Annotated in this window: 23 protein-coding genes and 2 pseudogenes; 8 read left to right on the top strand and 17 right to left on the bottom strand. The window is 69.3% G+C overall.

Features of this window, described 5'->3' with window-relative positions:
* Positions 1-75 precede the first annotated feature (75 nt).
* Positions 76-288: a DUF5988 family protein gene (locus tag QMK28_RS12390; RefSeq protein WP_326437155.1), complete on the bottom strand. Its 213-nt coding sequence runs from the start codon at positions 286-288 to the stop codon at positions 76-78.
* 398 nt (positions 289-686) lie between these two features.
* A complete protein-coding gene (locus QMK28_RS12395; protein ID WP_326437156.1) occupies positions 687-2324 on the bottom strand; it encodes an IS630 family transposase in 1638 nt (545 codons plus the stop codon).
* A gap of 86 nt (positions 2325-2410) precedes the next feature.
* On the opposite strand from QMK28_RS12395, the gene QMK28_RS12400 reads away from it, so the two are divergent.
* Positions 2411-2737, top strand: coding sequence for a hypothetical protein (locus QMK28_RS12400; protein ID WP_326437157.1), 327 nt, complete (start codon positions 2411-2413; stop codon positions 2735-2737).
* Positions 2738-3349: 612 nt separating this feature from the next.
* Here the strand turns inward: QMK28_RS12400 and QMK28_RS12405 are convergent.
* The 10 genes from QMK28_RS12405 to QMK28_RS12450 all read right to left on the bottom strand — a co-directional run bounded on the left by QMK28_RS12405 (position 3350) and on the right by QMK28_RS12450 (position 10652).
* On the bottom strand, positions 3350-4333 hold the full coding sequence (locus QMK28_RS12405; RefSeq protein ID WP_326437158.1) for an Rv1681 family radical SAM protein: 984 nt from the start codon (positions 4331-4333) through the stop codon (positions 3350-3352).
* Positions 4327-5136 (bottom strand): Rv1680 family SBP-like protein, encoded by an 810-nt coding sequence (locus QMK28_RS12410; protein WP_326437159.1) that lies wholly within the window; start codon positions 5134-5136, stop codon positions 4327-4329. Before QMK28_RS12410 ends, QMK28_RS12405 begins: the two co-directional genes overlap by 7 nt.
* Positions 5137-5173: 37 nt before the next feature.
* Positions 5174-6298: an Rv1679 family acyl-CoA dehydrogenase gene (gene fadE16 / locus QMK28_RS12415; RefSeq protein ID WP_326437160.1), complete on the bottom strand. Its 1125-nt coding sequence runs from the start codon at positions 6296-6298 to the stop codon at positions 5174-5176.
* Positions 6295-6702 (bottom strand): Rv1678 family membrane protein, encoded by a 408-nt coding sequence (locus tag QMK28_RS12420; protein WP_326437161.1) that lies wholly within the window; start codon positions 6700-6702, stop codon positions 6295-6297. The genes fadE16 and QMK28_RS12420 overlap by 4 nt, the downstream gene beginning before the upstream one ends.
* A gap of 21 nt (positions 6703-6723) precedes the next feature.
* Positions 6724-7218 carry a TQO small subunit DoxD gene (locus QMK28_RS12425; protein WP_326437162.1) on the bottom strand — a complete coding sequence of 165 codons (495 nt, stop codon included), beginning with the start codon at positions 7216-7218 and terminating at the stop codon, positions 6724-6726.
* A gap of 240 nt (positions 7219-7458) precedes the next feature.
* A complete protein-coding gene (locus QMK28_RS12430; RefSeq protein WP_326437163.1) occupies positions 7459-8310 on the bottom strand; it encodes a cytochrome c biogenesis CcdA family protein in 852 nt (283 codons plus the stop codon).
* Between the two features lie 3 nt (positions 8311-8313).
* Positions 8314-8892 (bottom strand): redoxin domain-containing protein, encoded by a 579-nt coding sequence (locus QMK28_RS12435; RefSeq protein WP_326437164.1) that lies wholly within the window; start codon positions 8890-8892, stop codon positions 8314-8316.
* 87 nt (positions 8893-8979) lie between these two features.
* On the bottom strand, positions 8980-9582 hold the full coding sequence (locus QMK28_RS12440; RefSeq protein WP_326437165.1) for a Crp/Fnr family transcriptional regulator: 603 nt from the start codon (positions 9580-9582) through the stop codon (positions 8980-8982).
* 76 nt (positions 9583-9658) lie between these two features.
* Positions 9659-10030: a Chromate resistance protein ChrB gene (locus QMK28_RS12445; RefSeq protein WP_326437166.1), complete on the bottom strand. Its 372-nt coding sequence runs from the start codon at positions 10028-10030 to the stop codon at positions 9659-9661.
* 187 nt (positions 10031-10217) lie between these two features.
* Positions 10218-10652, bottom strand: coding sequence for a MerR family transcriptional regulator (locus QMK28_RS12450; RefSeq protein ID WP_326437167.1), 435 nt, complete (start codon positions 10650-10652; stop codon positions 10218-10220).
* A 62-nt stretch (positions 10653-10714) separates the two neighbouring features.
* On the opposite strand from QMK28_RS12450, the gene merB reads away from it, so the two are divergent.
* Positions 10715-11506: an organomercurial lyase gene (merB, locus tag QMK28_RS12455; RefSeq protein WP_326437168.1), complete on the top strand. Its 792-nt coding sequence runs from the start codon at positions 10715-10717 to the stop codon at positions 11504-11506.
* Between the two features lie 389 nt (positions 11507-11895).
* Here the strand turns inward: merB and QMK28_RS12460 are convergent, their stop codons facing one another.
* Positions 11896-12390 (bottom strand): helix-turn-helix domain-containing protein, encoded by a 495-nt coding sequence (locus tag QMK28_RS12460; protein ID WP_326437169.1) that lies wholly within the window; start codon positions 12388-12390, stop codon positions 11896-11898.
* A 174-nt stretch (positions 12391-12564) separates the two neighbouring features.
* Positions 12565-12855, bottom strand: a complete 291-nt coding sequence (locus QMK28_RS12465) for a DUF5372 family protein (protein WP_326437170.1) — start codon at positions 12853-12855, stop codon at positions 12565-12567.
* Between the two features lie 56 nt (positions 12856-12911).
* Between QMK28_RS12465 and QMK28_RS34250 the strand changes: the two are divergent.
* The 3 genes and pseudogenes from QMK28_RS34250 to QMK28_RS12475 all read left to right on the top strand — a co-directional run.
* A pseudogene (locus QMK28_RS34250) lies at positions 12912-13274 on the top strand (integrase core domain-containing protein); the annotation flags it as partial.
* A pseudogene (locus QMK28_RS12470) lies at positions 13249-14202 on the top strand (IS1380 family transposase); the annotation flags it as partial. The pseudogenes QMK28_RS34250 and QMK28_RS12470, both read left to right, overlap by 26 nt.
* Before the next feature lie 133 nt (positions 14203-14335).
* Entirely contained in the window at positions 14336-14947 is a 612-nt protein-coding gene (locus QMK28_RS12475; protein WP_326437171.1) for a hypothetical protein, read from the top strand.
* Positions 14948-15308: 361 nt separating this feature from the next.
* Here QMK28_RS12475 and QMK28_RS12480 read toward each other — a convergent pair whose 3' ends face one another.
* The 3 genes from QMK28_RS12480 to QMK28_RS12490 all read right to left on the bottom strand — a co-directional run bounded on the left by QMK28_RS12480 (position 15309) and on the right by QMK28_RS12490 (position 18808).
* Complete coding sequence (locus QMK28_RS12480; RefSeq protein ID WP_326437172.1) at positions 15309-16262, bottom strand: Gfo/Idh/MocA family protein; 954 nt, start codon at positions 16260-16262, stop codon at positions 15309-15311.
* 79 nt (positions 16263-16341) lie between these two features.
* A complete protein-coding gene (locus tag QMK28_RS12485; protein ID WP_326437173.1) occupies positions 16342-17169 on the bottom strand; it encodes a VOC family protein in 828 nt (275 codons plus the stop codon).
* A 136-nt stretch (positions 17170-17305) separates the two neighbouring features.
* Positions 17306-18808 (bottom strand): MFS transporter, encoded by a 1503-nt coding sequence (locus QMK28_RS12490; protein WP_326437174.1) that lies wholly within the window; start codon positions 18806-18808, stop codon positions 17306-17308.
* Positions 18809-18870: 62 nt separating this feature from the next.
* Here QMK28_RS12490 and QMK28_RS12495 point away from each other — a divergent pair, with 62 nt between their 5' ends.
* The 3 genes from QMK28_RS12495 (at position 18871) to QMK28_RS12505 (ending at position 23262) form a co-directional block, all read left to right on the top strand.
* Positions 18871-19833, top strand: a complete 963-nt coding sequence (locus QMK28_RS12495) for a helix-turn-helix transcriptional regulator (RefSeq protein ID WP_326437175.1) — start codon at positions 18871-18873, stop codon at positions 19831-19833.
* Between the two features lie 423 nt (positions 19834-20256).
* Entirely contained in the window at positions 20257-20898 is a 642-nt protein-coding gene (locus tag QMK28_RS12500) for a site-specific integrase (protein WP_326437176.1), read from the top strand.
* A 132-nt stretch (positions 20899-21030) separates the two neighbouring features.
* Entirely contained in the window at positions 21031-23262 is a 2232-nt protein-coding gene (locus QMK28_RS12505; protein ID WP_326437177.1) for an IPT/TIG domain-containing protein, read from the top strand.
* The last annotated feature ends 17 nt before the right edge of the window (positions 23263-23279 follow it).

Genomic DNA, 23279 nt, shown 5'->3' on the forward strand with positions numbered 1-23279 from the left:
ACCGGGGCTGTCCCACTTGCTCTGCGAGCGGGGACGGGGTGGCTTGCATGGGGTGTTCCTCCGAGGTAAGTCGTACTACTCCGCGACCTTTGTTTGGCCGTTCCACTGGAAGACCACGCACGGCTGTCCTTCGACCTCGCAGGTCCTGCGCGTGGGGGTGAAGTGTTCACATCCGCCGTACCGGGGTACGACGATGTCCTCGTCGACCTGCTCAACGTGGAGCAGGCGGTCATCGGTCAGTAGTTCGGGCGGCCCGCCCTCAAGGAAGACGTGCATCGCATCGGCCATCGGTTCACCTCTATGCCAGGTACGGATCACGGGCCCCGTCCCTCGCCGCCTGCCGGGCCCGACCTTGATCCAGGCGGAGTTGGCGGGCTGCAGCCAAGCGTTGCGGGTAGGCGGGGGCGGACAGGTCTCCGACGCGCCTCCGTGGGAGGCCAGTGCTGCGGGGTGTACTTCCAGCAAGCACCCGTCGGGGGAAAGAGGGAACCGGCTCCCGGGGGCAATGTGTTGAACGCGTTGAACGCTTGTGCCCTTGTGAAGGGTTCCTGGGGTGCGCCTGCCCCCGTTCTCCCGGGCAATCAGGACTACGGCCGAAAATCTTGAAGCCGCCCGTGCGCCGGCCCGATGACCTACCACCCGCCCGCCAGGACGGAATGATCCACGACTCAGGGATCTGATGGTGGTCAGCGGTTGTGAAGCGCGGAACCGACGGCCGGGCGTGTGCAGTTGATTCGGCCGGTGGTGTGGTCAGTGCAACCTCCTCCCCATGATCGACACTTCATACCGGGGACAACTGCGGGCTCATCGGGACGGGTTGCGGCTATCGCTGTTCCTCCAGGGCGAAGCTGGGCGGGCCCGGGAGGGAGCGAGGCAGCGCGCACGGTGTAGCGATTTTCGAGTCGTGGCCTCCCCGGCGCCGACGGAAGACTTGCGCCAGGCGGCGGAGGGGAGGCCAGCGCGCCTCCCGCGTACAGGCGGCTGCCAGTGTCCCTTCTCAAACGATCTTGCCGGTTCGTGCCGTCGACCACGACCGCCTCCGGGGTGGTCAGCGGGACGGCGGCCGCGTGCCGCAGCCATTCGTCTACCGACAAAAGTCGCTGGTAGGGCAGCACCGAGTGCTTAGTGGTCGACGCGCGAAGTCCTTCGGGGGTTGATCCAGCAGTCGGTGCGATGGAGGATTCTTCCTGTCGGTCGAGAGAGTGTCGGTCGAGTCTGGCCAGCAGATCGTCCAGGTCGGAGGTGGTGAACCTCCACTGGAACGGCTGTGCCGTGGCGTTGTAGCGGTCTTCGAAGTCTCGGAGCCGATCGCGGACCTGGGTGAGGTCGGTGAAGTCGTTGGGTGCCACGACTTTGCGCTGGACGATGGAGAAGAAGATCTCCACCTGGTTCGTCCAGGAGGCGTGCACGGGGGTGTGGACCATGACCGCGTTCGGAAAAGCGCTGGTCAGGCGGTCGATGGCCCGTTGTCCGCGATGGGAGGAACCGTTGTCGACGATCCAGAAGACGCGTTCGGCGCCGGCGTAGGGCGCGGTGGTCATGACCTGGGTGACCAGGTTCATGAAGGGCACGATGCCGGTTCTGTCCTCGCAGCGGCCGAACACCTTCGCCCGGTGGACGTCATAGGCGGCCAGGTAGGCCAGCGCGCCGCCGCGGCCGTACTCGTGGTTGACGCGCATCGCCCGGGCCTGTCCCGGGGCCAGAGTGGGGTGGCAGCGGCAGCGGGCCTGGACGGAGGTCTTCTCGTCCGCGCTGACGACGTACTCGTTCTCCCCCAACGGGACGCCCTGCCAGGCGCCGGCGTACAGATCCATGATCCGCGCGGCCTTGCGCTGGAAATCCGGGTCCCGGATGAAGATCCAGGACCGGTACTGCCAGGGCTTGATCGCGTCCTGTTTGAGCCAGCGGCGCACGGTGGAGGCGGAGACGGACCCGGCGATGGCCCGGGCGACCACCTCACGCGCCAGTTCCGGGCACGACCACCGCGCCAGCGGAGTCCCGGACTCCGCGGGTAACTGGCAGGCCAGCGCCTTGACCTCGGCGACCTGCACCGGGGTGAACGAGGTCGGCCGGCCGCGGCGTTTGTGGTCCGCCAGGCCCGGCAGGCCCTGCACGGCGAACCGGGACCGCCAGGTCCGCACGGTGTCCAGGTGCACCCCGCTCTCGCGGGCGATACGTGCGTTGGCCTGTCCCCGGGCCGCCAGCAGCACGATGTGCGCGCGCACCCGGGTCCGGTGCGGGGTCTTGTGACCGTAGGCCGCCTTCTTCAGCCGCGCGCGCTCGGCGGCGGTCAGGGATATCGGACGAGCGGTCGCAACAGGCATGGCGGGCAGCCGATCGGCAGGAGCGGATCACGACGGGCCATAGCCTGCCGCACCCGGCAGCAGGGCGATCGGGCAGGATGGCCGCCATGCCCACACCGCCGGACTCCACCAGGACCTCCCTCGCCCAGCGGCTGACCGGCCACGCCCGCACCACCTGGCCGCAACTGACGGACCTGCACATCCGCCACCGCGGCGCGTTCGCCTACGTCGACGGCGAGCTGGCCGACGGTGAGACGGTCAAACTCATGCGCCTGCGCTACGCGGGCTCCGCCGCCAGCTGGGGCTTCGCCCTCTACTACGGCAGCACCGAGCGCTACGAGGACTCCATCCTCCCCACCGGCAGCTTCGCAGGCACCCCCGAGGACGCCCTCGACTGCGCCTGCCAACTCCACCTCATCGCCTTTGACAGCTAACAACCCACCACGCACCACCACAGCTCCGGAGTCAACCCCCGAAGGACTTCGCGCGTCGACCACTAAGGATCTCGTCTCGGAGGTAACCGGGTCGAGCGGGTTTCTCCTGCGATGGGTGCTCGGCGGTCTGCTCCAGCAGGGTACGTGCGGAATCCGCGTATCGGGCGAGGACGAATACGGACAGCGTGTCGGTCTCGGACCGCTCCAGCTCTTCCGCCGACGCGCGCCCCTGGCGCTCGCGCAGGTCCCGTACGACAGCCAGCCCCGCCAACCCGAGCCCCGCGCCTTCAGCCCGACTGCGGATCGGTCGGACAGGGTGAGAACGCTTCAGGAACTCTGACGTCACTTCACAGGGTCGCGGAGCACGCGAACGAGGAACAATCGCCTGGCCACGGGCACGGGGGCTCAGAGGGGCTCAGGAGAACTCACGGGATGTCGCACAGTAGGAGGTGTTCGTCGAGTTCAGCAAGTCCGTCCGCCCCATCTGCAAGGCCCCGGTTGATGCGTAGGTCAACATCCGCGAGAGCAAGGTCTTCATGCGTGAACGGGGCCGGGAGTACGGCGGGTGGCTGTCGCTTGGCAGGTAGAACGGATTGCTCGCCCAGGATCAGCTTATGCGCAGGGGAAGGTGCGGGCAGCGGCGTCCGCTGTGGCCTGGTGGGCGCGGTACTGCTCCCGGACGAGGTCGATGGCGGCGTCTAGGGGGAAGATGTCGCGGGTGACGAGCTGTTCGTCGTTGTCGGCTCCGACGGGGTGCCAGTACACGCCGTCGGCGGTGATGGTGACCTCTGGAATCAGGGTTTCCACCGTGAGTTCCAGGCCGTCGTCGGCGGCGCCCTGGTGGGCGAGGGGCCGGACCACTTGGTGCTGGTGCGGGATGCCGAGCGAGTCGAGGAAGGATCGAAGCTCGCGCTCCTCCTTGAGGTCGTCGGTGGTGAGGGTGGCTGCCACCCGTACGGTGAAACCCTCGCCGAGTGCGGTGCGGATGCCGGCGACGGCTTTGGCCCAACTGCCTTTGCCCCGGTGGGTGTCGTGCAGGTCCGGGGTGGCGGAGTCGAGGCTGATCTGCAGGGTGAGGCGGTCGCGGGGCATGGCCTGGAGTATCTGGAGCCGGTGTCCGCGGAAGAGCATGCCGTTGGTGAGGAGGGTGGTGGGCAGCGCGGCGGTGCAGTTGGCGACGATCTGGTCGAGGTCGGGAAGTATGAACGGTTCGCCGCCGGTGAGCAAGATCTCGGTGACGCCGGCGGCGGGTGCGGCCTCGGCGATCTCCCGTACCCGGTCCACGCCCAGTGCGCGTCGCGCCGCCTGCGGTGAGGATCGTGCGCAGCAGTAGTCGCAGGCGAGGTTGCAGTCAAAGTTGGTGTAGAGCCACAGGCGTGCACCGGGGCGGCGGTCCGCGGGAAGTGCTGCCACTGGATCCGCCGGGCGTCCGCGCCGGACCGTGACGCTGCTGTCGTCGGCGGCCACCAGGGTGTTGCCGGTGCGGGCGCACCACGCGGCGGCCAGGTTCCGTTCGTCCGCCGAGTCAAGCGGCAGCGTGATGGTGTCTCCCTCCGCCGTGGAGAGGACTTGCTCTACCAGTTCGAGGATCACCATCGTGGTGCGATGTCCTGTTCTTCGACGGCTTGGAAGAGGTCCGTGTAGCCGTCGAGTTCGGGGCGTACCCAGCGCGTGAGTCCTTCGAGTTCCAGGATGCGGCGGTGCTCTGGGTCATTCCAGTCCATGGCTAGCAGGTGTGCTGTCCAGGCTTGGGCACGTGATGCATCGAGGGTGTCGAGGGTGGTGAAGTTGCAGTGGCAGTAGGCGGGGCTGGTCCAGAAGGATTCCAGGGCGCCGGGCATGAGTTCGTCGCGTCCGATGGCCTCCCAGGTGGTGGTGCCGATCGCGGCGGCGTCCGCGTCGCCGTCGAGTACGGCCCGGATGGCGTCCAGTTCGCTGCGGCCGGTGTCGCCGTGCTTGCCCAGGTCGCTGTCGATGCGCAGGAGTTCGACTTCACCGTCGGTGATCCCCTCGCGGCGCAGATAGTGCAGCGGCAGGATCGCAGCCTGCGCGGAGTCCCGGCTGCCCAGCGCCAGCCGTCGCCCCTTGAGGTCCCCCGGGCCGCGAAGTCCCGCACCAGCCCGGCAGACCAAATGGCTGCGGAATGCCAGATCGGTGTCGCGCATGGCGAGCGCCGTGGCGTGGCCGCTGGCCTGGAGGACGGTGCGGACCCAGGCCAGGTTGGTGTTCCAGGCAATGTCGATAATGCCGGCCAGCAGAGCGTCGACCTGGCGGCCGTAGTTGGAGAACAGGACGAAGTCCATGTCGACGGGGGCTGTGCGGTAGTAGTCGCGGATGCCCTCCCAGATGGGCACGACGTTGGGGGTGTACGCCACCGCGCCTACCACCAGCGGTTCCATATCGGTCTCCTCTTCGGGGGAATGTCAGGCGTGGGCGTCAGCCGAACACTGGCTGGCCGGTGATGGCCTTGCCGTAGAAGTCGTAGAGAACATCGGCGGTGGGGGCCATGACATGGCCCGCGCGGGCGTCCCGGAAAGACCGCTCGATGCCCAGGTGCTGGGAGAATGCCGCGCCGCCGCACACCCGCATGGCGTCGTCCGTGACGGTCAGGGCGGTGTCGTTGGCCAGCGCCTTGACCCCGAGGACGTACAGCGGGGTGTCCTCGTCGGGTGCGGCGATGCTCGCCGCCGCCTGCTGGAGATAGGCGGTTGCGGCTTCGAGTTGCAGCGAGGTGCGGGCCAGCCGGGCGCGAATGGTGGGCAATTCGGCCAGTGTCTGGCCGGTGTGCTCAAGTCTGGCGCTGCTGGTGTGCCGCACGGCGGCCTTCAGGGCGGATCGGGCCAGGCCCAGGGAGACGGCCGCGTTGCCCAGGTTGAACCAGGGCATCACGGTCTCGGTCATCAGTGCGAACCCCGCGCCGGCCGGGCCGAGCCGCGTGGTGTCCGGTGCCGTCACGTCGAAGCACATCGGCGAGGAGGCGTTGCCTCGCAGCCCAAGGCCGCGGAACGAGCCGGTGACGCTCACGCCCGGCCGGCCCGCCTGGACGGCGTAGAGGTCGACGGTGCCCGGCTCGTCGGCCGAGAGTACGGAGGTGACGTACAGCCCCGCATGGCCGGCGGAGGTGACCCAGCTCTTGTCCGCGGTGAACCGCACATCGTCGCCACCATTGTGCTTGGCCTGGGTGATCGGTGCCCAGAAGTGCGAGCGGGATCCGGGCTCACTGAACGCCAGGGTCGCCAGGGTCCGGCCGGTGGCCATTTCGGACGGGAGGGACGGGAGTCCGGGCGGTGGCGAGGCCAGCACCGTCATGGCACCGCAGATGTGCATCAGATAGATCATGGCGGTCGAACCGCAGACTTCCGCCAGTTCGGCCGTGACGTGGGCGAACTCCGGCGGGCCTGCGCCGAGCCCGCCCACCTGCTCAGGGAGGGGCAGGCCCATCAGGCCGGACGTGCCCAGAGCGGAAACCGCTTCGCTGGGGAACCGGCCGTCCGCGTCCACTGCGGGGGCGTGCTCCGCAGCAGTGGCCAGGACCGGCTTCAGCGTGCTGTCCATGTTCATGGGGAGTCGGGCCTTCCTGAGGAGGACGGGGACGGATCCGGGGCATTGCTGTGAGCCGCCGGGGCAAGGCCGAGGGCCAGCAAACCGACTGCGAACGCAAGGAGCAGGGCCACGGTCGAGCCGTCACCGCCGAGCAGGTTCGCATCCGTCCACCCGATCTGGACCAGCTGCAGGGCGGTAGCGGCGAGAAACCCGGTCCCGGCCAGGACGATCAGGGCCTGCACCCCGGAGAGCCCCGCGGCGACCGTCAGGCACGCCAGGATGAGCAGGACCAGCATTCCCGTACCGCCGAGCGTGACGATCCGCCACGGGGGTGCGTCCGCGATCCCCACTACGACGCTTGCCGCGGCTCCCAGCCCCAGGCCGGTAGCGGCATGGGCGATCGCAGTCCGTGGTGCCTTCACCGGATGCCTCCTTCGCAACTCTTACGACGCCACAAGCAGTAGCCGTGACAGCAGGCCGTGGCGCTGCCGCCAGGCGGGGCGCAGCGCACCGTCCACTCCATAGGCACGGCCCGCAGCGGTGGCCAGGAGCGCCAGATGCGCGACGTACATGAGGAAGTACGACCAGAACCACTCGTGTGGGGTGTTCAAGACCGAGAAAGTGATCGCGGTCGTCTGCACCAGCCCCACGAGTGCCCAGAACCGGGTTGCCAGGCCCACCAGCAGGAACGCGCCCAGGCAAGCCTCTACGGCGAAGGCGCCCCAGGCGAACACCGCGAAATTCGGAATGATCACATGCTCGACCAACCACGCCCACGGAGCGAAAACCTCGTGCTCGACCCCGTTCAGCGTCCAGCGGTAGAGGTCCCGCGGTGGGCCTGAGTCCTTGCCGAAGGCCGGAGGATGCTTCCACGAGAGATTCTGAATCCACAGCAGGCCGACCGCGACGCGGCAGACTGCCAGCAGCAGACGGGACAACCGAGAAGAGCCCAGAGGCTCCTCTGCGCGACGTGTCGGGGACCCGTTGGGCACGTCCATGTTTGGCGACCTTTGACCTTGGACCGCGGACGGGGATTCGTCCGAAGCCGCACGTCCATCGACTCACGCCGACGCGTACCCCGCAAGCCGGACAGCCCTTACGAAAAAGGGGCGCCTTGGCCCAGGCGCCCCACAGCCGCCACTACAGGGTCCCGCTCTTGGGGAGTGGACGGTGGCGCTTCAGGGGTGGGTGCGTCCTCGGCCGCGGCGTCGGCGTATCAGCCCGCCGGCGATCAGTAGGGCGAGGGCCGCGGCCACGACCGGGACGCCGATCCAGCTCAACGTTTCCGCCAGCCATCGCTGCACCGCGCCCGCCGCGTCGATCACCGGGTCGGTGTCCGGGCCGCCCCGCAGGAGGCGGATCTCGTACCAGCCGTAGTACGCCACATAGGCCCCGGCCAGGAGCAGCAGGGCGCCTCCCAGCCGTGAGGCGAAGGCTCCCAGCCGCCGGATGCCTGACACGCGGGCGGTACGGGTCAGGGCCACGGAGAGCGCGGCCGCGCCGACGATGACGCCCATCCCGGCCGCGTACGCCGTGAACAGCACGATGCTCTCGGCCGTCGAACCGCCGCGGAAGGCGGAGACGACGATGGCGAGGAACGGTGCGATGGTGCAGCCCAGGGAGGCGATGGCGTAGGCGCCGCCGAACAGGGCCATGGAGGCCAGGGACCGGGTGACCCGGGGCGCACGGCGGAGTTTCGGCAGGAGCGGGGGCAGAGTGCGTCCGGCCAGCAGCCAGCCTCCGACGAGGACCAGCAGCAGTCCGAACACGATGGTGAACCAGGGCAGATGCTGCTGGATCTGGCCGGCGACCGGGGCGATGGCGAGGCCGAAGAGGGCGAAGACGCCAGCGAATCCGGCGGTCATGGCGGCGCTCGCCGTCAGCGCGCGGCCGACGGCGGAGGCCCTGCTGGGTGAGTCGTCGCCGATGATGAGCAGGGACAGGTACGCGGGGAGCAGTGCGAAACCGCAGGGGTTGACGGCCGCGAGCATGCCCGCGGTCAGCGCCAGGGCGATCGGGAGGTCGGACACCGGTCAGCCGACGAGTCCGTCGAGCTTGTCGGAGAGCCCCTTGCCGCCCGGCAGCACACCGGTGAAGACGGTCTTCCCGTCCTTGTCGAGCACGACGTACGTGCTCTGCTCGGTGATCTCGAACTTCTTCCAGATGGTGCCCGGCTCGTCGGACAGATTCGGGAAGCCGTCGATCTTGGTGGAGGATACGAACTTCTTCATGGCTTCCTGCTGGTCAAGACCGGCCACTCCGATGACGTTGGCCTTCCCCTTGAACTCGGCCGCGACTTTCGCCGTCTCCGGCCCCTGGGCCTTGCACTTGGGGCACCACGGAGCCCAGAACCACAACACCGCGGGCTTACCGGCGAGCGTCGCGCCGTCGAACGGTTCTCCCTCAATGGTCGTCCCGGTGAAGCGCAGCGCCTCGGGAACTGTCCCGGAAGAACCGCTGTCTGCCGAGGCGGGAGCGGAGGCGGAGGCCGCGTTCGTGGCTGAGTCGTCCGCGCCATCACCGGGCGAGGTGGCCCCGCCGCCGGAGCCGCAGCCGGTCAGGGTGAGGATTCCTGCGGCCAGGACGGCGGGGAGGAACGAGCGGGCACGCATGTCTGCTCCTGATGTTCGGTGTCGGCCCTGAATGTAGATCGGTCGGCCCCGTGGATGGGCCGGTGGTGTTCTTACGATTCGGTGACGTCAGCCCGCCTGGTCCTTCAGCCGATCGGTGTCGAGGACGGTGATGCGGCCTCTGGCGAGTCGGATCAGACCTTGGCCGGCGTACTCGCGCAGGACCTTGGTGGTGGTTTCACGGGAGGTTCCGGCCAGGGCGGCGATCTGCTGATGGGTGAGGGCGATCTGCGGGCTGCGGGCGCCGAATACTCGAGGTCGGGTTTCGGCGGCGAGGGTCAGCAGTGTGGTGGCGATGCGCTGCGGCACGGACTTGAAGACGCTGTCGGACAGACGCTGTTCGAGATCGGTGAGGCGGAGGCCGAGGATTTCGGTGATACGGGCGGAGATCCGCGCGTCGGAGAGCAGGAAGCGGCGGACATCGGCGCGGCTCATGACGCAGACGGTGACTTCGTCGAGGGCTTCGGCGAAGTTGTCGTACATGCGCTGCCCGAGCAGCGTCATCTCCCCGAAGATGGTGCCCGGTGCGATGATCGCGCAGGTCAGGGCGCGGCCGTCGGCGGAGACGCGGAAGACGCGGACCCGGCCGTGTTTGAGGATGTGTCCCCGTTCGGCGACTACGCCGACTCCTTCGCCGACGCCGCGTTCTGGACCTTGCTCACGCTGCGGCACGAACCCAGCCGTGCGGTACGGGCGGCGGCGATCGCCGCATGGGCGCTGCCAGTCGTCATGGTCACCGCCGTCGGCATCAGCCGGGGCATGATGCCCGAGCGGCCCCGACCCGCCATGCTCCGCCCGGCTGCCGCGATGCAAGGCGTCGTCGCACTGCGCCACTTCCTGCGCCGCTGACATGGGGCCGGCAGTCGCCGCGGACCTCGGCGCCGATTGGGGCGGCGAAGTAGTCCCGGGCAGCGATCTTGGGCACCCAGGTGTCGAAGCGGGCAAGGTCGGCCTCGGACTCCTCGACCTCGGCGTAGGTCGTGCGGCCCTTGGCAGCCTCGGTGTCGATCTCGCTGAAGAACGCCGGAAGGCGCTCCAGCACCTCGCCGTACTCCACGGTCACGGCCTCGCGGAACTCGCCGACCAGCTCGCCGCACTCCACCGGGTCAACCAGGGTCAAGGTGCATCCAGCGCGCGGTGCCGCTCTCGGTACGCATGTTGGCGACCAGACGGCGCACCATGCCGGCCACAGCAGGCCGGTCGGACATCAGGCACACCTACTGCTGGACATACACCCACCAAGCCTCCGCGAAACCGCTGCCCAGCGTGAACCCTCATGACAAGGGTCTGCGCCGACGTACGCGCGTCTACCCCGGCCGAGGACTCTGCGCTGTGAACGGGCCTGCGGTCGTGTGGGGCGGGAGGGCGGCCAAGAGCGGGCAGTCGCGGTCGACCCGGGGCCGCTCGCAGGTGTCGGCCAGACGTATCAGTGCGGTGCGCATGGCCGTGAGCTTCGCGATCTTCTCGTCCATGTCGTCAATCTTGGAGTGGGTGAGGTGTCGAACGGCGTCGCAGTTGTCCGGTCCGCCGTCGGACAGGCGCAACAGGCCTGTGACGTCGTCGAGGGTGAATCCGAGGCTCTGGGCCTGTTTGATGAACCCGACGACCTGTATCGCCTCGGGGGGGTATTCGCGGTAGCCGGAGACGAGCCGGCGTGGTGCGGCGAGAACGCCTCGGCGTTCGTAGAAACGCAGGGTCTCCACAGTGACACCGGCGGCTTCGGCGACCTCACCTATGCGCATGCTTCCAGTGTGCACGTCGGGCACTTGACCCTGAAGCGGGGTACGGGGTGCATCATCGCCAGATGATCGTGGAACTGCGCTCCGTACCCGACTGCCCTCATTTGCCGGCCACTCGTGCGCTGCTGCGCTCCTGCCTGGCTGAGCTGGGGCTGCCGCTGTCGTTCACCGAAGTCGTCGGGGAGTACCCTTCCCCGACCGTCCTTGTCGAAGGCGTGGATGTGATGGGCGGCGCGGGGGAGGAGCAAGCGGCGTGCCGGCTCGATCTTCCCACCCGTCAAGACATCCGTGCCGCATTGTGTGCCGCAATGGCCGACCGCGCGCCATCACGCCGCAGGGACTTCGGGGTCTCGGCCGTGCCCGCCGAGTCGCAGTGCGGCACGGGGCCTGGTGACGCGATCCGGGCTGATCGGCCGGAGCGCGCAGCTCAGCTGTCTGAAGGGCTGCGTCAGGTGCACCGCGGCGTGCTCCGGTATTTCGCCGCGACCGGGGGTGCTCCGGCGGCCGCAGATCTGGCGGCGGTGTCCCAGTCTGCCGGTTTGGATCCCGCTACGGCGCTGCAGGAGCTTGCCGCGGTTGATCTGGTGGCGGTCGATGGCGACGGACAGCTTGTCGCCGCATACCCCTTCTCCCCGTCCCCGACACAGCATGAGGTGCGGTGGGCCGAGGCCGGGGGCTACGCGATGTGCGCCATCGACGACGCCCTCGGCATGCCGTACATGCTGGGCGTGGACGCCACGATCAGTTCCATGGATCCGCAGACCGTGCAGCCGGTCACCGGCGGCGTCGCCGAGTTCATCCCCGCAACCACATTGTTGACAACCTGTTTCAGCGAACTCTGCCGGACATACAGATAGGCCCCCCGACGAAGATGATCAGCTGTCACCTTCCCCGCCCCGCTCGGCTCTGCGGACATGACGTACTCCTCCCTCGTGCGGACGCTCCCGGTGACGGTGACGATCAGGGTGGCCGGAGCTGTCCGAGGACAAGACAGGCCAGCACATGGACGAGCTCCTCGGCTGCCGGACCCGAGTCTCCGGACGTCGGGCTGGCAGCCGGGCGGGTTCCGGCGTCCGCATGACCGCGCGGTGCGGGTGCGAGTACCGACACGGCGCGGGTCCAGGCGGCCATGCCGGAGCGGGCCAGGACAGCCCAGCCATGCCGCCAGCCGGCCTCGCGGCCCTCGAAGACCGCGGCCCGCAGATCCTCATAACGCCTGGTGACCGTTTGCGCGTCGGCCGCCTTCTCACTTGCGGCGCTGTAAGTTCTCCTCCTGACTGTGGGCCTCGCGCCTGCGGGCCAGCGCCCGCTCGATCGAGCGTGGATGCACCACCAGAGCGAACTCCTCGGCCACCATGGCCGCCAACGCCCGCGCTTTGAGCGTGGGATCGGCCGCGAGCAGGACCTCGATGTGCAGCATGACCGGTTCGGTGAGCTTGCGCGGCCCCTTCGGGCCGGGCTTGCCCGGCACCAGAGCCGCCGGACCGCCCACGTCCAGCGCGGCAGCGATCGCATAGAAACTCTGCCGGCAGAACCCGAACGCAGCCGCCGCCCGAGACACCGGCACCTTGTCCACCCGCACTCGGCGCACCATCTCGTACTTCACCTGCACCAGATCGTGCGGATCCAGGAACGAAGACACAGCGAACGCGGCATCGGCCACCGCCCCGGGGCGCGGATTGAGCGTTCGCGACGCACTCAAAGCCCGCGCTTTCATCGTCCTGCCCGTCGCTGCTGCCACGTCCGTCGCCTCCTCGAAGCCCTGTCACCAGGATTCCGACGCGATCGGATGCTGCCAAGAGGACGACGAGGGCCTGAAGAAGCAGACACAGCAGCTCAGTACGCAGATCACGTGCCCGCGTGCGCCTCCTCCGCACACTGAGCGCCCCTGGCAGCGGCGTGGTCGTCCCGACACTCACGGCGTCGACCTCCCGACACCCGTACCCCGCCCGCCCAGACCGTGTTCGCGTAGCCGGTCAACGAGCTCGGCGAGCTCGACCAGGTCCTCGGTGCGAAACGGGCAACCTCCCTCGGCCGCGACCACGAACGGATCCACCGGCGCCTCATCCGTCCACTCCGTGGGAATCTTCGACCGGCCGCCCGCCTCGTCGAAGTAGTACACCCGGTCCCCACGCCAGCACTGACGACGCTCGATGAACTCCAACTCCCGCCCGAACAGCGGATGGAAGGGATGCGTTACCCGCACCCGGCCTCCGCCCCCAGAATCGGAAACACCAGCAGTCGACGGATCACGCCAACGCCTACAGCGAGTCGAACTTCAAGACCCTGAAGTACTGCCCGGCATTCCCCGGGTCCTTCGGCTCCCTCACCGAGGCCCGCGCGTTCTGCACGGACTTCTTCACCACCTACAACGGCCACCACCGGCACAGCGGCATAGGACTGTTCCCCCCCCGGTCCACACCGGCCAGACGGAACAGACCCACGCCCACCGCACCGTCGTTCTCCACGCCGCACACTCAGCACACCCCGAGCGATTCCGACGAGGCATCCCCCAGCCACCCGGCCCTCCGAAACCCTCCTGGATCAACAAGCCCGCAGAGCAGGCCGAGGAAACAGAACCCGCAACAAGCTAATAACCCCAACCTACCGGCTCAAACAGGTTGACAGGTTCCGTCTGCCCGGTCTGGTGGTGGACCTCGACGCCACCTTGGTCACCTGCCACTCGGAGAAGGAACAGTCCGCGTCGACCTACAAAGGCGGCTTCGGGTTCCACCCGCTGCTGGGCTTCCCCGCCAACACCGGAGAAGCCCTGGCCGGGCGGCTGCGTCCCGGCAACGCCGGAGCGAACACCGCCGGCGATCACATCGCCGTGCTCGACGACGCGCTCGCCCAGCTTCCCGACGCCCACCGCTATGGCACCGACCTCCTCATCCGCGCCGACAGCGCCGGGTCCGCGAAACCCTTCCTCGCCCATATCCGGAGCCTGCGCGAGCAGGGAATCCGCACGTTCTTCTCCGTCGGCACCGCCGTCACCGAACCGGTCCGCCGCGCGATCCGCACGGTCCCCGCCCAGCTGTGGCATCCCGCCCTGAACCAGGACGGTTCCCTGCGGCCCGGGGCCGAGGTCGCGGAGCTGACCGGGATGGCCGGCCTGACCGGCTGCCCGGACGGCACTCGGATGATCGTCCGGCGCGAACGTCCGCATCCCGGCGCCCAACTGTCGTTGTTCGACGTCGACGAGGGCCTGCGGCACCAGGTCTTCCTCACCGACACCCCCTATGCTGGAGGCGGCTCCGCCCAGTTCCTGGAGGTCCGCCACCGCGGCCATGCCACCGTCGAGGACCGCATCCGCTGCAGCAAGGACACCGGCTTCGGACGATTCCCCTCCCGGCACTTCGGCATCAACTCCGCCTGGCTGGAACTATCGCTGACCGCAATCGACCTGCTCGCCTGGACCCGTCTCCTGCTGCTGGACGGCGACCTCGCCGCCGCCGAGCCCAAGAAGCTCCGCTACCGGCTCCTGCACGTCGCCGCCCGCCTCACCCACGGAGGCCGCCAACTGCACCTGCGGATCTCCGCGGCCTGGCCCTAGAGACACGAACTCACTGCGGCTTTCCACCGCCTCGCCGCCCTGCCCCGACCAGCCCTCTGAGCACCCGGTCCCGTCCCCCACCACCCGAAAGACCTCAGCCACCGTATCCCCTCACTCCGGAGCAGGACACGCTGTGACCGACCAAGCAGCCGCCGCACGCGGCCCGATGCCCGTCCACTACCACCAGTTCCAGATCAGTGACCTGGAAGGGCCGCTCGGCCCTGACCTGCCCTCAGACACCAATGGTCTGGTGGGAGTGGAGGACGGCGTGGCCCACGTCCTCACCGGCATCCACACCGGCACCGTGGACGTGGAGGTCACCCTCCATCCTCACGAACCCGTTCCTGTGGAGGGCCCGTGGGAGGACGTCGTGGAGTTTTCCGCTCACTCCGTCTCCGGGGAGTTGGCCGTGCACGCGCTGATGGCTGACCTGGAGGAGGAGTTCCCAGAACTGTCCTTCGCCGGCCCTGGGGACTATCGGATGCGCATCCATGCCCGCGGCCGTGACACGGTGATCGACCTGGCTCCGGACGATGTCACCGAGTGGTACCTGCTCCAGGTCTGGCCGGCGGCTCCCCAGCCGGCGAGAGCACTCCGGAGCACCAGCGGCTACGGGGCCGCCCAGCGAGCGTCAGCCACCGACGCGCCCCGCGCGAGCGGGGGCGGAGTCGGGGGCGAGCCGGAGGACGACCCCGGGGGGATCCGGGCACGTGCCGCTCGCCTGCGCCGCAGCGGCGAGGCCTGAACGTCCGGCATCCCTGGGCGGAGCCCACCGCACCCCGGCGGGCTCCGCCCAGAACCCGGCGTGCAACAGCTCGTCGTCGGAGATGTGTTGGGCGCTTGCGTGCTGCCCGGCGAGTAGGACATCGGGACGTAGGAGGGCCTGGCGGACCTGATCAAGGACGAAGGCGTCCAGGACGTCGCCGACCTCGCGGTGGTTGCCGTAGGCCGTGGCGGTATCGATGTGCTGGTAGCCGAGGCCGAGTGCGGTGGACACTGCCGTGTAGGCGGCCTCGCCTTTCAGGCGCCAGGTCCCGAAGCCACCATCGGCATGGTCCCGCCGGGGCGCAGGCCCACCGCGGGGACGGCGGGCACCCGGCTGCCACTCATGCCGTCTTTCCGGTGAGCCGGTGGTGGACGTCCAGGGTCAGACGCAGGGCATCAAGGGCGCTCGTGGGGGCGATGCGGTTCTCGCTCCGGCCGGCCAGGACGTCCAGGACGTGGCCGATCATCGCCGCGTACGGGCTGGTGTCCGCCAAGTCAACGGGCTTCTCGCCGTCCAGGGTGTAGGCGGTCAGGGAGCCGGCGCCAGGGCCGTTGAAGTCGGTGCTCATGGTGTGTTCCAGGACCGCGCCGGTGAAGGTGGCGCGGTAGCCGCCGCGCATCCCGTACGGCTTCGGCATCAGCGAGGAGGACGTGCACCGGGCGCCGGCGTCGCGGTAGCCGAGGACGACGTCGGCCGCCGAGCCGCGGCCGCCGGGGCCCTCGGTGCCGGCGACATGGACGGCGTCGGGGGCGCCCAGCAGGCTGGTGACCAGGTCGAAGTCGGCGTGCATCATATCCAGCGCGAGCGAGTCCAGGCCGAGCTGGTAGCCCTCCCACATAAGGGCGGTGCGCCCTTCGACTTCGAGGTGCTTGAGCCGGCCGTACCGCTGGTCGGCCACGGCCTGGTGCAGGTGCTCATTGGCGGGGCTGAAGCGGGAGAACATGTCGACGAACGCGTGCCGGCCGGTAGCGGTGGCGGTGTCGATAACGCGCTGGGCGTCGTCGAGGGTGGTGGCCAGCGGCAGCTCGACCAGGACGTCCTTGCCCGCTTCCATGACCCGCACCGCCACGTCGGCGTGCAAGGGGGTGGGCAGGCAGACGTCCACCAGGTCCACCGACGGATCGGTGATCAGGGCGTCCAGGTCGGTGGTGGTGGCGAAGCCGAACTTGTCTGCGATGTTCTTCAGCTTCTCGGGGGTGCGGCCGAAGACGACGACTTCGTTGATGTCGGGCCGGGCGGCGTAGACGGCGGCGTGGGCCTGGCCGAAGCCGGTACCGAGCAGGGCGATCTTCATACGGGGTCAGCTCCTCGGAGGATGTCCGGGCAAGGCGGGGGAGTCATACAGGCGCTCCCGTCCCCGCGGGTGGGGAGGATCAGGCGCCCTGCGGGTGGGCGGGCCGGGAGAAGAGGCCGAAGCGGTTGCCGTGCGGGTCGGTGAGGCGGGCGAAGACCAGGCCGTCCGGGTTGGACTCGGGGCCCCGCTTGATGCCCGCGCCGCTGTCCACGGCCGCGGTGGTGGTGGCGGGGACGTCGGTCACGAGGATGCAGGGCATCGCGTAGTCGGCCCCGCCCGCCTGGCCGCTGTGGTCGTAGAGGCCGCCGGCGGGCCAGTCGCCGCCGGTGAAGACGCTGTAGTACGGCTTGCCGTCCGCGGTGGGGTCCTTCTCGAATCGCCAGCCAAACGCCGCCTCGTAGAAGCCGGTGGTGGCCTCGAAGTCGGTGGTGCCGATCTCGAACCAGGCCATCGAGCCGGGCTGCGGTGTGAAGGACGCCTGCTGCATGTGCTCCTCGGTCGCCTCGGCCCGCTCGGTGAAGTCGGCGGAGGTGGTGCGCGAGAACAGGGAGAAGGTGTTCCCTTGCGGGTCGGCGAGGCGGGCGAAGACGGTCACCTCACCGACCTGGGTGACAGGGACGAGGACCTGGGCGCCCAGCTTGGCCAGGCGGTCCACGTCATCGTGAACGTCGGCGGAGAGCACGCTGAGGTTGATGACCTCGCCGCCGGTGTCGCCCTGCTGGATCGCGCCCATCGGCCAGGGGGCGCCGGGGGCCATGATGCGGGTGTAGGTGCGGCCGTCGACCGAGGAGTCCGTATCGACCTCGAAGGTCCAGCCCAGCAGCGGCCCGTAGAAGTCCTGCACCGGCTTGGGGTCGGCGGTACCGATCTCGAACCAGACGACGGAACCGGGAGCCATGAAGCTCATCAGAGGATGTCCTTTCCTCGGCCGGTGGTGACCACCGGGCCTGAACGGGTGGGGTGCGGTGGTGTGACGAGCCTGTCGCAGCCCATCGGGCCGTGCCCTCTTCGGCTGGACCGGCCGGGTGAGTGCGGCGGCGCGGTCAGGAGGCGTGCACGGGCTCGCGTTCCTCCGGCGCCACACCGGTGGCGGGCGGCTTGGCCGGGGTGCGGCGCGGCAGGGTGAACAGGAGGGCGAACGCGGTGAGGAAGGCGGCGGCGACGTACCAGAGAGAGCCGTTGAACGCCTGGGGCATCGCATGGGCCTGCGAGCCCGGGTCGCCGGAGCCGAGGTGGCCGAAGAAGATGACGGACGAGAGCGCGACGCCGACGGCCTGGCCGAGCTGCGTGGTGGTGTTCGTCAGACCGGACGCGGACCCGGCGTGTTCGTGGGGCACCTCGGAGAGAATCAGGTCGGTCAGCGGAGCGATGATCAACCCCATGCCCAGACCCATCGGCACCAGCGGCAGCATCGTCTGCCACAGCGCGATGTCCGCCCCGTAGCGGTGGGCCAGCAGGCCGAAGCCCGCCATCCCGGCCGCGGCCAGCAGAGCACCGCCCTGCAGGACCACCCGCCCGAACCGGGGTACCAGCACCTGCATGGACAGTCCGGCCCCGGCCATCATCGCCGCCGACAAGGGCATCCCCGACAGCCCGGCCTTCAGCGGCGACCAGCCCAGCCCGATCTGCAGATACAGCGTCCACGCCAGGAAGAACACGCCCGAGGCCAGCCCGAACAGCAGCTGCACCCCCTGCCCGCCGGCGAAGCTGCGCCGCTCGAACAGCGACAGCACCACCAGCGGCGAACCACCCCGGGCCAGCAGACGCCGCTCCCAGGCCACGAACAGCACGAGCACGGGCACCGAACCGATCATCGACAGCCACGTCCAGGCCGGCCAGCCCAGCTCACGGCCCTGGGTCAGCGGCAGGACCAGCATCAACAGGCCCACCGTCGCCAGCACCACACCGGTCACATCCAGCTTCGCTGCCTTCTCCGCCTTCGACTCGCGGATCAACACCGCTCCCGCGATCAGTCCGGCGACGCCGAGGGGCAGGTTGACCAGGAAGATCGGCCGCCACTCCAGGCCGAAGAGGTTCCACTCCACCAGCAGGGCGCCGACCAGGGGTCCGGCCAGAGTGCCGAGCGCCATCACCGAGCCGTAGATCCCGAAGACCTTGCCGCGCTCGCGTTCGGGGAAGGTGACGTGGATGATCGACAGGACCTGCGGCACCATCAGCGCGGCCATCGCGCCCTGCGCGACCCGCCCCGCCAGCAGCACCTCGGGGCCACTCGCGATCCCGCACACCAGCGACGTCACGGTGAATCCGGCCACACCGGCCATGAAGACCCGCTTGCGGCCGAAGAGGTCCCCGAGCCGCCCACCGGTGATCAGGCCGAGTGCGAACGCCAGCGCGTACCCGCCGGTGATCCACTGCACCTGCGCCGTCGAGGCCCCGGTCTCGGCTTGGATGTCAGGAATCGCGATGTGCACCACGGTCACATCCACCGCGTCCATGAACGCCGCGACCAGCACCACGGCCAGGGCCGCCCACCGGCGCGGATCCACCTGCTTCACAGAGAAATGGGAGGTTTTGTTCTCACTCATGCCTCCACGCTAAGGGCCTTTTAGGACACCTGACGTCCTTGAAGTCAGGCACAGTAAACAACATGACGACCGACATGCCTGCCCGAATGCTGCGCCTGCTGTCCCTGCTGCAGACCCGCCGCGAATGGTCGGGCACCGAACTCGCCGACCGGCTCGGCGTCACCGGCCGCACCGTCCGCCGCGACATCGACCGCCTGCGCGAACTCGGCTACCCCGTCGAAGGCACCACCGGCCACGCCGGCGGCTACCGCCTCGCCTCCGGCACCGACATGCCGCCCCTCCTCCTCGACGACGACGAAGCCGTCGCCATCGCGGTCGCACTGCGCACCGCCGCGGGCGGTCTCACCGGTATGGAGGAAACCTCCCTGCGCGCCCTCGCGAAACTGGAACAGGTCCTGCCCCAGCGCCTGCGCGGCCAGGTCACGGCCCTGCAGGACGCCACTGTCACCATCACCTGGGAATCCCGAGGCCCGCGGGTCGAACCCGCCGTGCTCACCGCGCTCGCCGCCGCCTGCCGCGACCACGAGATCATCACCTTCGACTACACCACCCGCACCCGCGACCACGCCCCGCGCCGCGTCGAACCAGCCCACCTCGTCGCCTCCGGCGGCCTGTGGTACCTCCTCGCTCACGACACCGGCAAGGACGACTGGCGCATCTACCGCCTCGACCGGATCACGCATCCCGCCCCCACCGGGCGCCGCGTCCCCGCGCGCACCGTGCCCGGCGGCGACCCCGCCGCCTACGTCACCTCCAAGATCGCCACCGCACCGGTCCGCCACCGCGCCCTCGCCACTGTCCGGGCCTCCGCGGACACAATCCGCAAACGGACGTGGGCCCTCGCCGACCGCATCCAGCCCCTCGACGCGCACACCTGCACCGTCGACGCCTCCGACAACCACCTCTCCCGCATCACCCAGACCCTCGCAGTCCTCGACGTCGACTACACCCTCGACGCCGACCCCGCGGTCCACGACCACCTCCGCACCACCGCACTACGCACCCTGCACGCCACCGCGCCCTGACCCCGGCCCCGGCCCTGGCCCCGCGGAGAGCAAAGCACCCACCAACGACTCAGGTCCGGCACGGCCGGCAGCCGCCGCCCTCGTCGTCCTCGATGGCGTCGGGGTCGCGAAAGGGAGTGTCATGATTCATGACACTCCCCGCGCCTCTACCGTCCAGCCCGACAGGCGATCACGGGAGCATGCAGAAGGGACTGTTCAGTGGGGCGGGATCTGGGCTTGGACGGGGTGGTGGAGCACTTCACCCTGTCCGACGACGAGGCGGTCTGGTTACGGAACAAGACCGCGAGCACGAGGCTGGGCTTCGTTATCTGGAGTCGTTGAACGCCTGTCCATGACGTGTAGCACGTACGGGTAAAGGGCACTTCCTCCCGTCCTGGGATGGGATTACCTGCTGTCATCCACCACGGATGAGCGGGAGGTTCCATGCGTGTGCAGCGTGTAGTGATGCCGGACTCGGAAGCCGAGTCCTGGACGGTGCTCGGGGACGACCAGGTGCCGGTCGGGCCGATCGAGCGCTACCTGGCCTACCTGGCGGCGATCGAGCGGTCGCCGAACACGGTGAAGGCGTACGCCCACGATCTGAAGGACTGGTTCGGCTACCTGGTCGGCAGGGGGTTGGACTGGCAGGTGGTGACCCTGGAGGACGTCGCGGGGTTCATCTCCTGGTTGCGGCTGCCACCGCAGGCCCGGAACGGGAAGGTCGCGCTGCTGCCGTCGGTGGGGCACTACTGCACGGAGTCCAGCGTGAACCGCAAGTTGGCTGCGCTGGCCTCATTCTGCGAGTTCCATGCCCGGCACGGCGTCGCGCTCGGGTGGCGGATGCTCGCCGAACGCGCCCCAGACAGCGCCACCGCCGACTACCTGCACGAAGTCTTCGAGCCGACCGCCCGCGCCATCGACGGCCTGGAAAAGGCCCTCGAGGCCCTCGGCCTCCTCGACGAGGCCCTCGAACTCGACCTCCGCCGGCCCCAGGACTACTTCGGACGCGTCTGGAGCACCGCATTCCGAGCCCAGGAACTCGCCCTCCACGACAGTGCCGACCGGCTGGATCGTCGCGTTGGGTGAGATGCGGTGCGATCAAAGTTACGGATTTCGCTTACAGGGTCGAATGTTTGTGGATAGTTTGTGGTCGCCTCGCGTGGGGAGCGTGGGCGACTGCGGCATGCGTGAGTGACGGAACCCGGGGGGCACGTGCTTATGCACGACGAACGTTTCGCTTTGCGCTGGTCGGTGCGGTGGCACGCCTGGACGGTCGGGGTGCTGACCCTGGTGCTGACGGTCGGCACGGTGTCGGCCGAGGCAGCACCCCCGCCGTCCCCCCGAGCCGCTGTGGCGCTTCCCGCACCCGTGCCCAAGGCGGTGACTGCGCAGCCAGCTCCCGTACGGCACAAGGGCGAGGCTCTCGCCGGGGGTGAAAAGGGGGCGGCGACGTCGAACGCGGCGGTGTATGCCTACGATGCGGCCGGCCGGCTGGTCGGCGTCACCGACCCGGAGGGTGAGACCGCGCGCTACCGCTACGACGCGGCGGGTAACCGGTTGAGTGTCGAGCGGTTCGCCTCTCGCCAGTTGTCGATCCTCTCGACGGTGCCCGCTCGTGCGTCGGCCGGTGCGAAGGTGACGCTGTCGGGCACCGGCTTCGCGTCGACGGCCGGGGGCAACGTGGTCTCCTTCGGCGCGAAGACGGCTGCGGTGGTGTCGGCGTCGGCGACGCGCGTGGTGGTCACGGTCCCGCCGGGAGCGGCCAGCGGGAAGATCTCTTTGACGGCCGGCGGGACGACGGCACAGTCGGCGGAGTCGTTCGAGCTCGCCCCGAGTGCCCCGAGGATCACCGGCGTCGCCCCGGCGGCCGGGGCGGCCGGCACCCAAGTGGTGTTGTCCGGCACGGACTTCGCCCCGGTGTTCACGGACAACGTGGTGCGCTTCAACGGGGTGGTGGCCGAGGTCGCCGGCCGGTCCGCGTCCGCGCTGACGGTGAAGGTCCCGCAGGGGGCGACGAGCGGGCGGCTGGAGGTGGAGACACCGCAGGGCCGCTCGGCCGCGGCGGATGATTTCACCGTGCCGTCGAGCGATGGCGGGTCGGATTTCGAGACCAGTGTGCGGACGTCGGTGACCGACGCGAGCCCGCCCTCGGTCGCGGTGACGCGCGCGGGCAAGCGGGCCCAGGTCCTCTTCGACGCGGAACGCGGGGAGGACATCAGCTTCGGGTTCACCGGTTCGACGTTCACCTCCCGGGTGGGTCTGCGGTTGATCGACCCGCAGGGCCGTCAGGTGGGCGACGGGGCCGGCCTGATCTACCCCAAGGACAGCTGGGACGTGCGGAATCTGCCCGAGTCCGGTACGTACTCGTTGATCCTGGCGCCCAGCGCGGGTGACGTGGGGGTGGTGACAGCCACGCTGTCGAACCCGGTCGGCGGGCGCCTGGATGTCACCGCGGCGCCGCTGGAGACGGCCGTGGCACGGGCCGGGCAGGACGGGCGGTGGACGGTCAGCGCCGAGAAGGGGCAGTCGCTGAGCCTGGGAGTGGACTCCGCGAAGATGGACACCTACGTACGGGGCCACCTCTACCTGCCCGACGGTACGCGCGGCGAGGCGATCAGCATCGCGTACAAGGGCACGGGCTCGCTGGACATCGACGCGCTGCCGCAGACGGGTGAGTACGAACTGGTCCTGAACACTGACGGGGCCGGCACCGGCACGCTGCGGGTCGCGGCGTCGCATTACGCGGAGGGGGGTCGGCTCGATCCGGCCGGGCCGGCCGCGGATCTCGCGATCAGCCGGCTGGGGCAGGACGGGGTGGCCACCTTCGCCGGGGAGCAGGGTAAACGGGTCTCGATCGGGGTGAGTTCGGGCGTCTCGGATGCCTCCGCGTCGGTGCGGGTGCGTGCTCCGGACGGGAGCGAGCTGGGCTCCTTCGGGTCCTCGCCCGGCCTGAGCACCGAGTGGGACAGTGAGGAGCTGCCGGCTACCGGTACCTACACGCTGGCCGTGGAGCCCTCGCGCGAGGGCGCGGCGCGGCTCAAACTGACCTTGTCACGGCCGGTGGCGCTGGCCGAGCTGTCCCGGACCGGCGCTGGCGCCAAGGCGCAGATCAGCCGGGTCGGCCAGAACGCCGAATCCTCCTTCCCGGCGGTGGCCGGCGAGGATCTGACGCTGGGTGTCTCAGCGAACAGCGTGGCGTCCAGCAGCTCGGTGAGCGTGATCGCGCCCTCCGGCAAGCGGGTGCTGGACAACGACTCGGTCTCGGCGGGGCGCTCCGGGTCGTTCGTGCTGGCGGACCTGCCGGAAGCGGGCGTTTACCGGGTCGTCGTGGACCCCTCCGGGGGGTGCCCCTATGTCTTTCGTCAACCCCGAGCTGCCTGTCTTGTGATGATTCGTCCATGTCGGGTTCATGCGGCGAGTTCGACGTTCTTGGCGGTGCGGGGTTCGTAGAAGGTGCCGTTGCGGAG

It is taken from the genome of Streptomyces sp. H27-D2 (genome assembly GCF_035828615.1).
In the GTDB taxonomy this organism is placed as follows: Bacteria; Actinomycetota; Actinomycetes; order Streptomycetales; family Streptomycetaceae; genus Streptomyces.

Coding starts and splice junctions, on each gene's coding strand:
- QMK28_RS12505 (WP_326437177.1), top strand. CDS start 21,031: ATGCACGACGAACGTTTCGCTTTGCGCTGGTCGGTGCGGTGGCACGCC.
- QMK28_RS12495 (WP_326437175.1), top strand. CDS start 18,871: ATGACGACCGACATGCCTGCCCGAATGCTGCGCCTGCTGTCCCTGCTG.
- QMK28_RS12390 (WP_326437155.1), bottom strand. CDS start 288: ATGGCCGATGCGATGCACGTCTTCCTTGAGGGCGGGCCGCCCGAACTA.
- QMK28_RS12435 (WP_326437164.1), bottom strand. CDS start 8,892: ATGCGTGCCCGCTCGTTCCTCCCCGCCGTCCTGGCCGCAGGAATCCTC.
- QMK28_RS12410 (WP_326437159.1), bottom strand. CDS start 5,136: ATGGAACCGCTGGTGGTAGGCGCGGTGGCGTACACCCCCAACGTCGTG.
- fadE16 (WP_326437160.1), bottom strand. CDS start 6,298: ATGAACATGGACAGCACGCTGAAGCCGGTCCTGGCCACTGCTGCGGAG.
- QMK28_RS12405 (WP_326437158.1), bottom strand. CDS start 4,333: ATGGTGATCCTCGAACTGGTAGAGCAAGTCCTCTCCACGGCGGAGGGA.
- QMK28_RS12485 (WP_326437173.1), bottom strand. CDS start 17,169: ATGAGCTTCATGGCTCCCGGTTCCGTCGTCTGGTTCGAGATCGGTACC.
- QMK28_RS12395 (WP_326437156.1), bottom strand. CDS start 2,324: ATGCCTGTTGCGACCGCTCGTCCGATATCCCTGACCGCCGCCGAGCGC.
- QMK28_RS12450 (WP_326437167.1), bottom strand. CDS start 10,652: ATGCGCATAGGTGAGGTCGCCGAAGCCGCCGGTGTCACTGTGGAGACC.
- QMK28_RS12480 (WP_326437172.1), bottom strand. CDS start 16,262: ATGAAGATCGCCCTGCTCGGTACCGGCTTCGGCCAGGCCCACGCCGCC.
- merB (WP_326437168.1), top strand. CDS start 10,715: ATGATCGTGGAACTGCGCTCCGTACCCGACTGCCCTCATTTGCCGGCC.
- QMK28_RS12400 (WP_326437157.1), top strand. CDS start 2,411: ATGCCCACACCGCCGGACTCCACCAGGACCTCCCTCGCCCAGCGGCTG.
- QMK28_RS12500 (WP_326437176.1), top strand. CDS start 20,257: ATGCGTGTGCAGCGTGTAGTGATGCCGGACTCGGAAGCCGAGTCCTGG.
- QMK28_RS12490 (WP_326437174.1), bottom strand. CDS start 18,808: ATGAGTGAGAACAAAACCTCCCATTTCTCTGTGAAGCAGGTGGATCCG.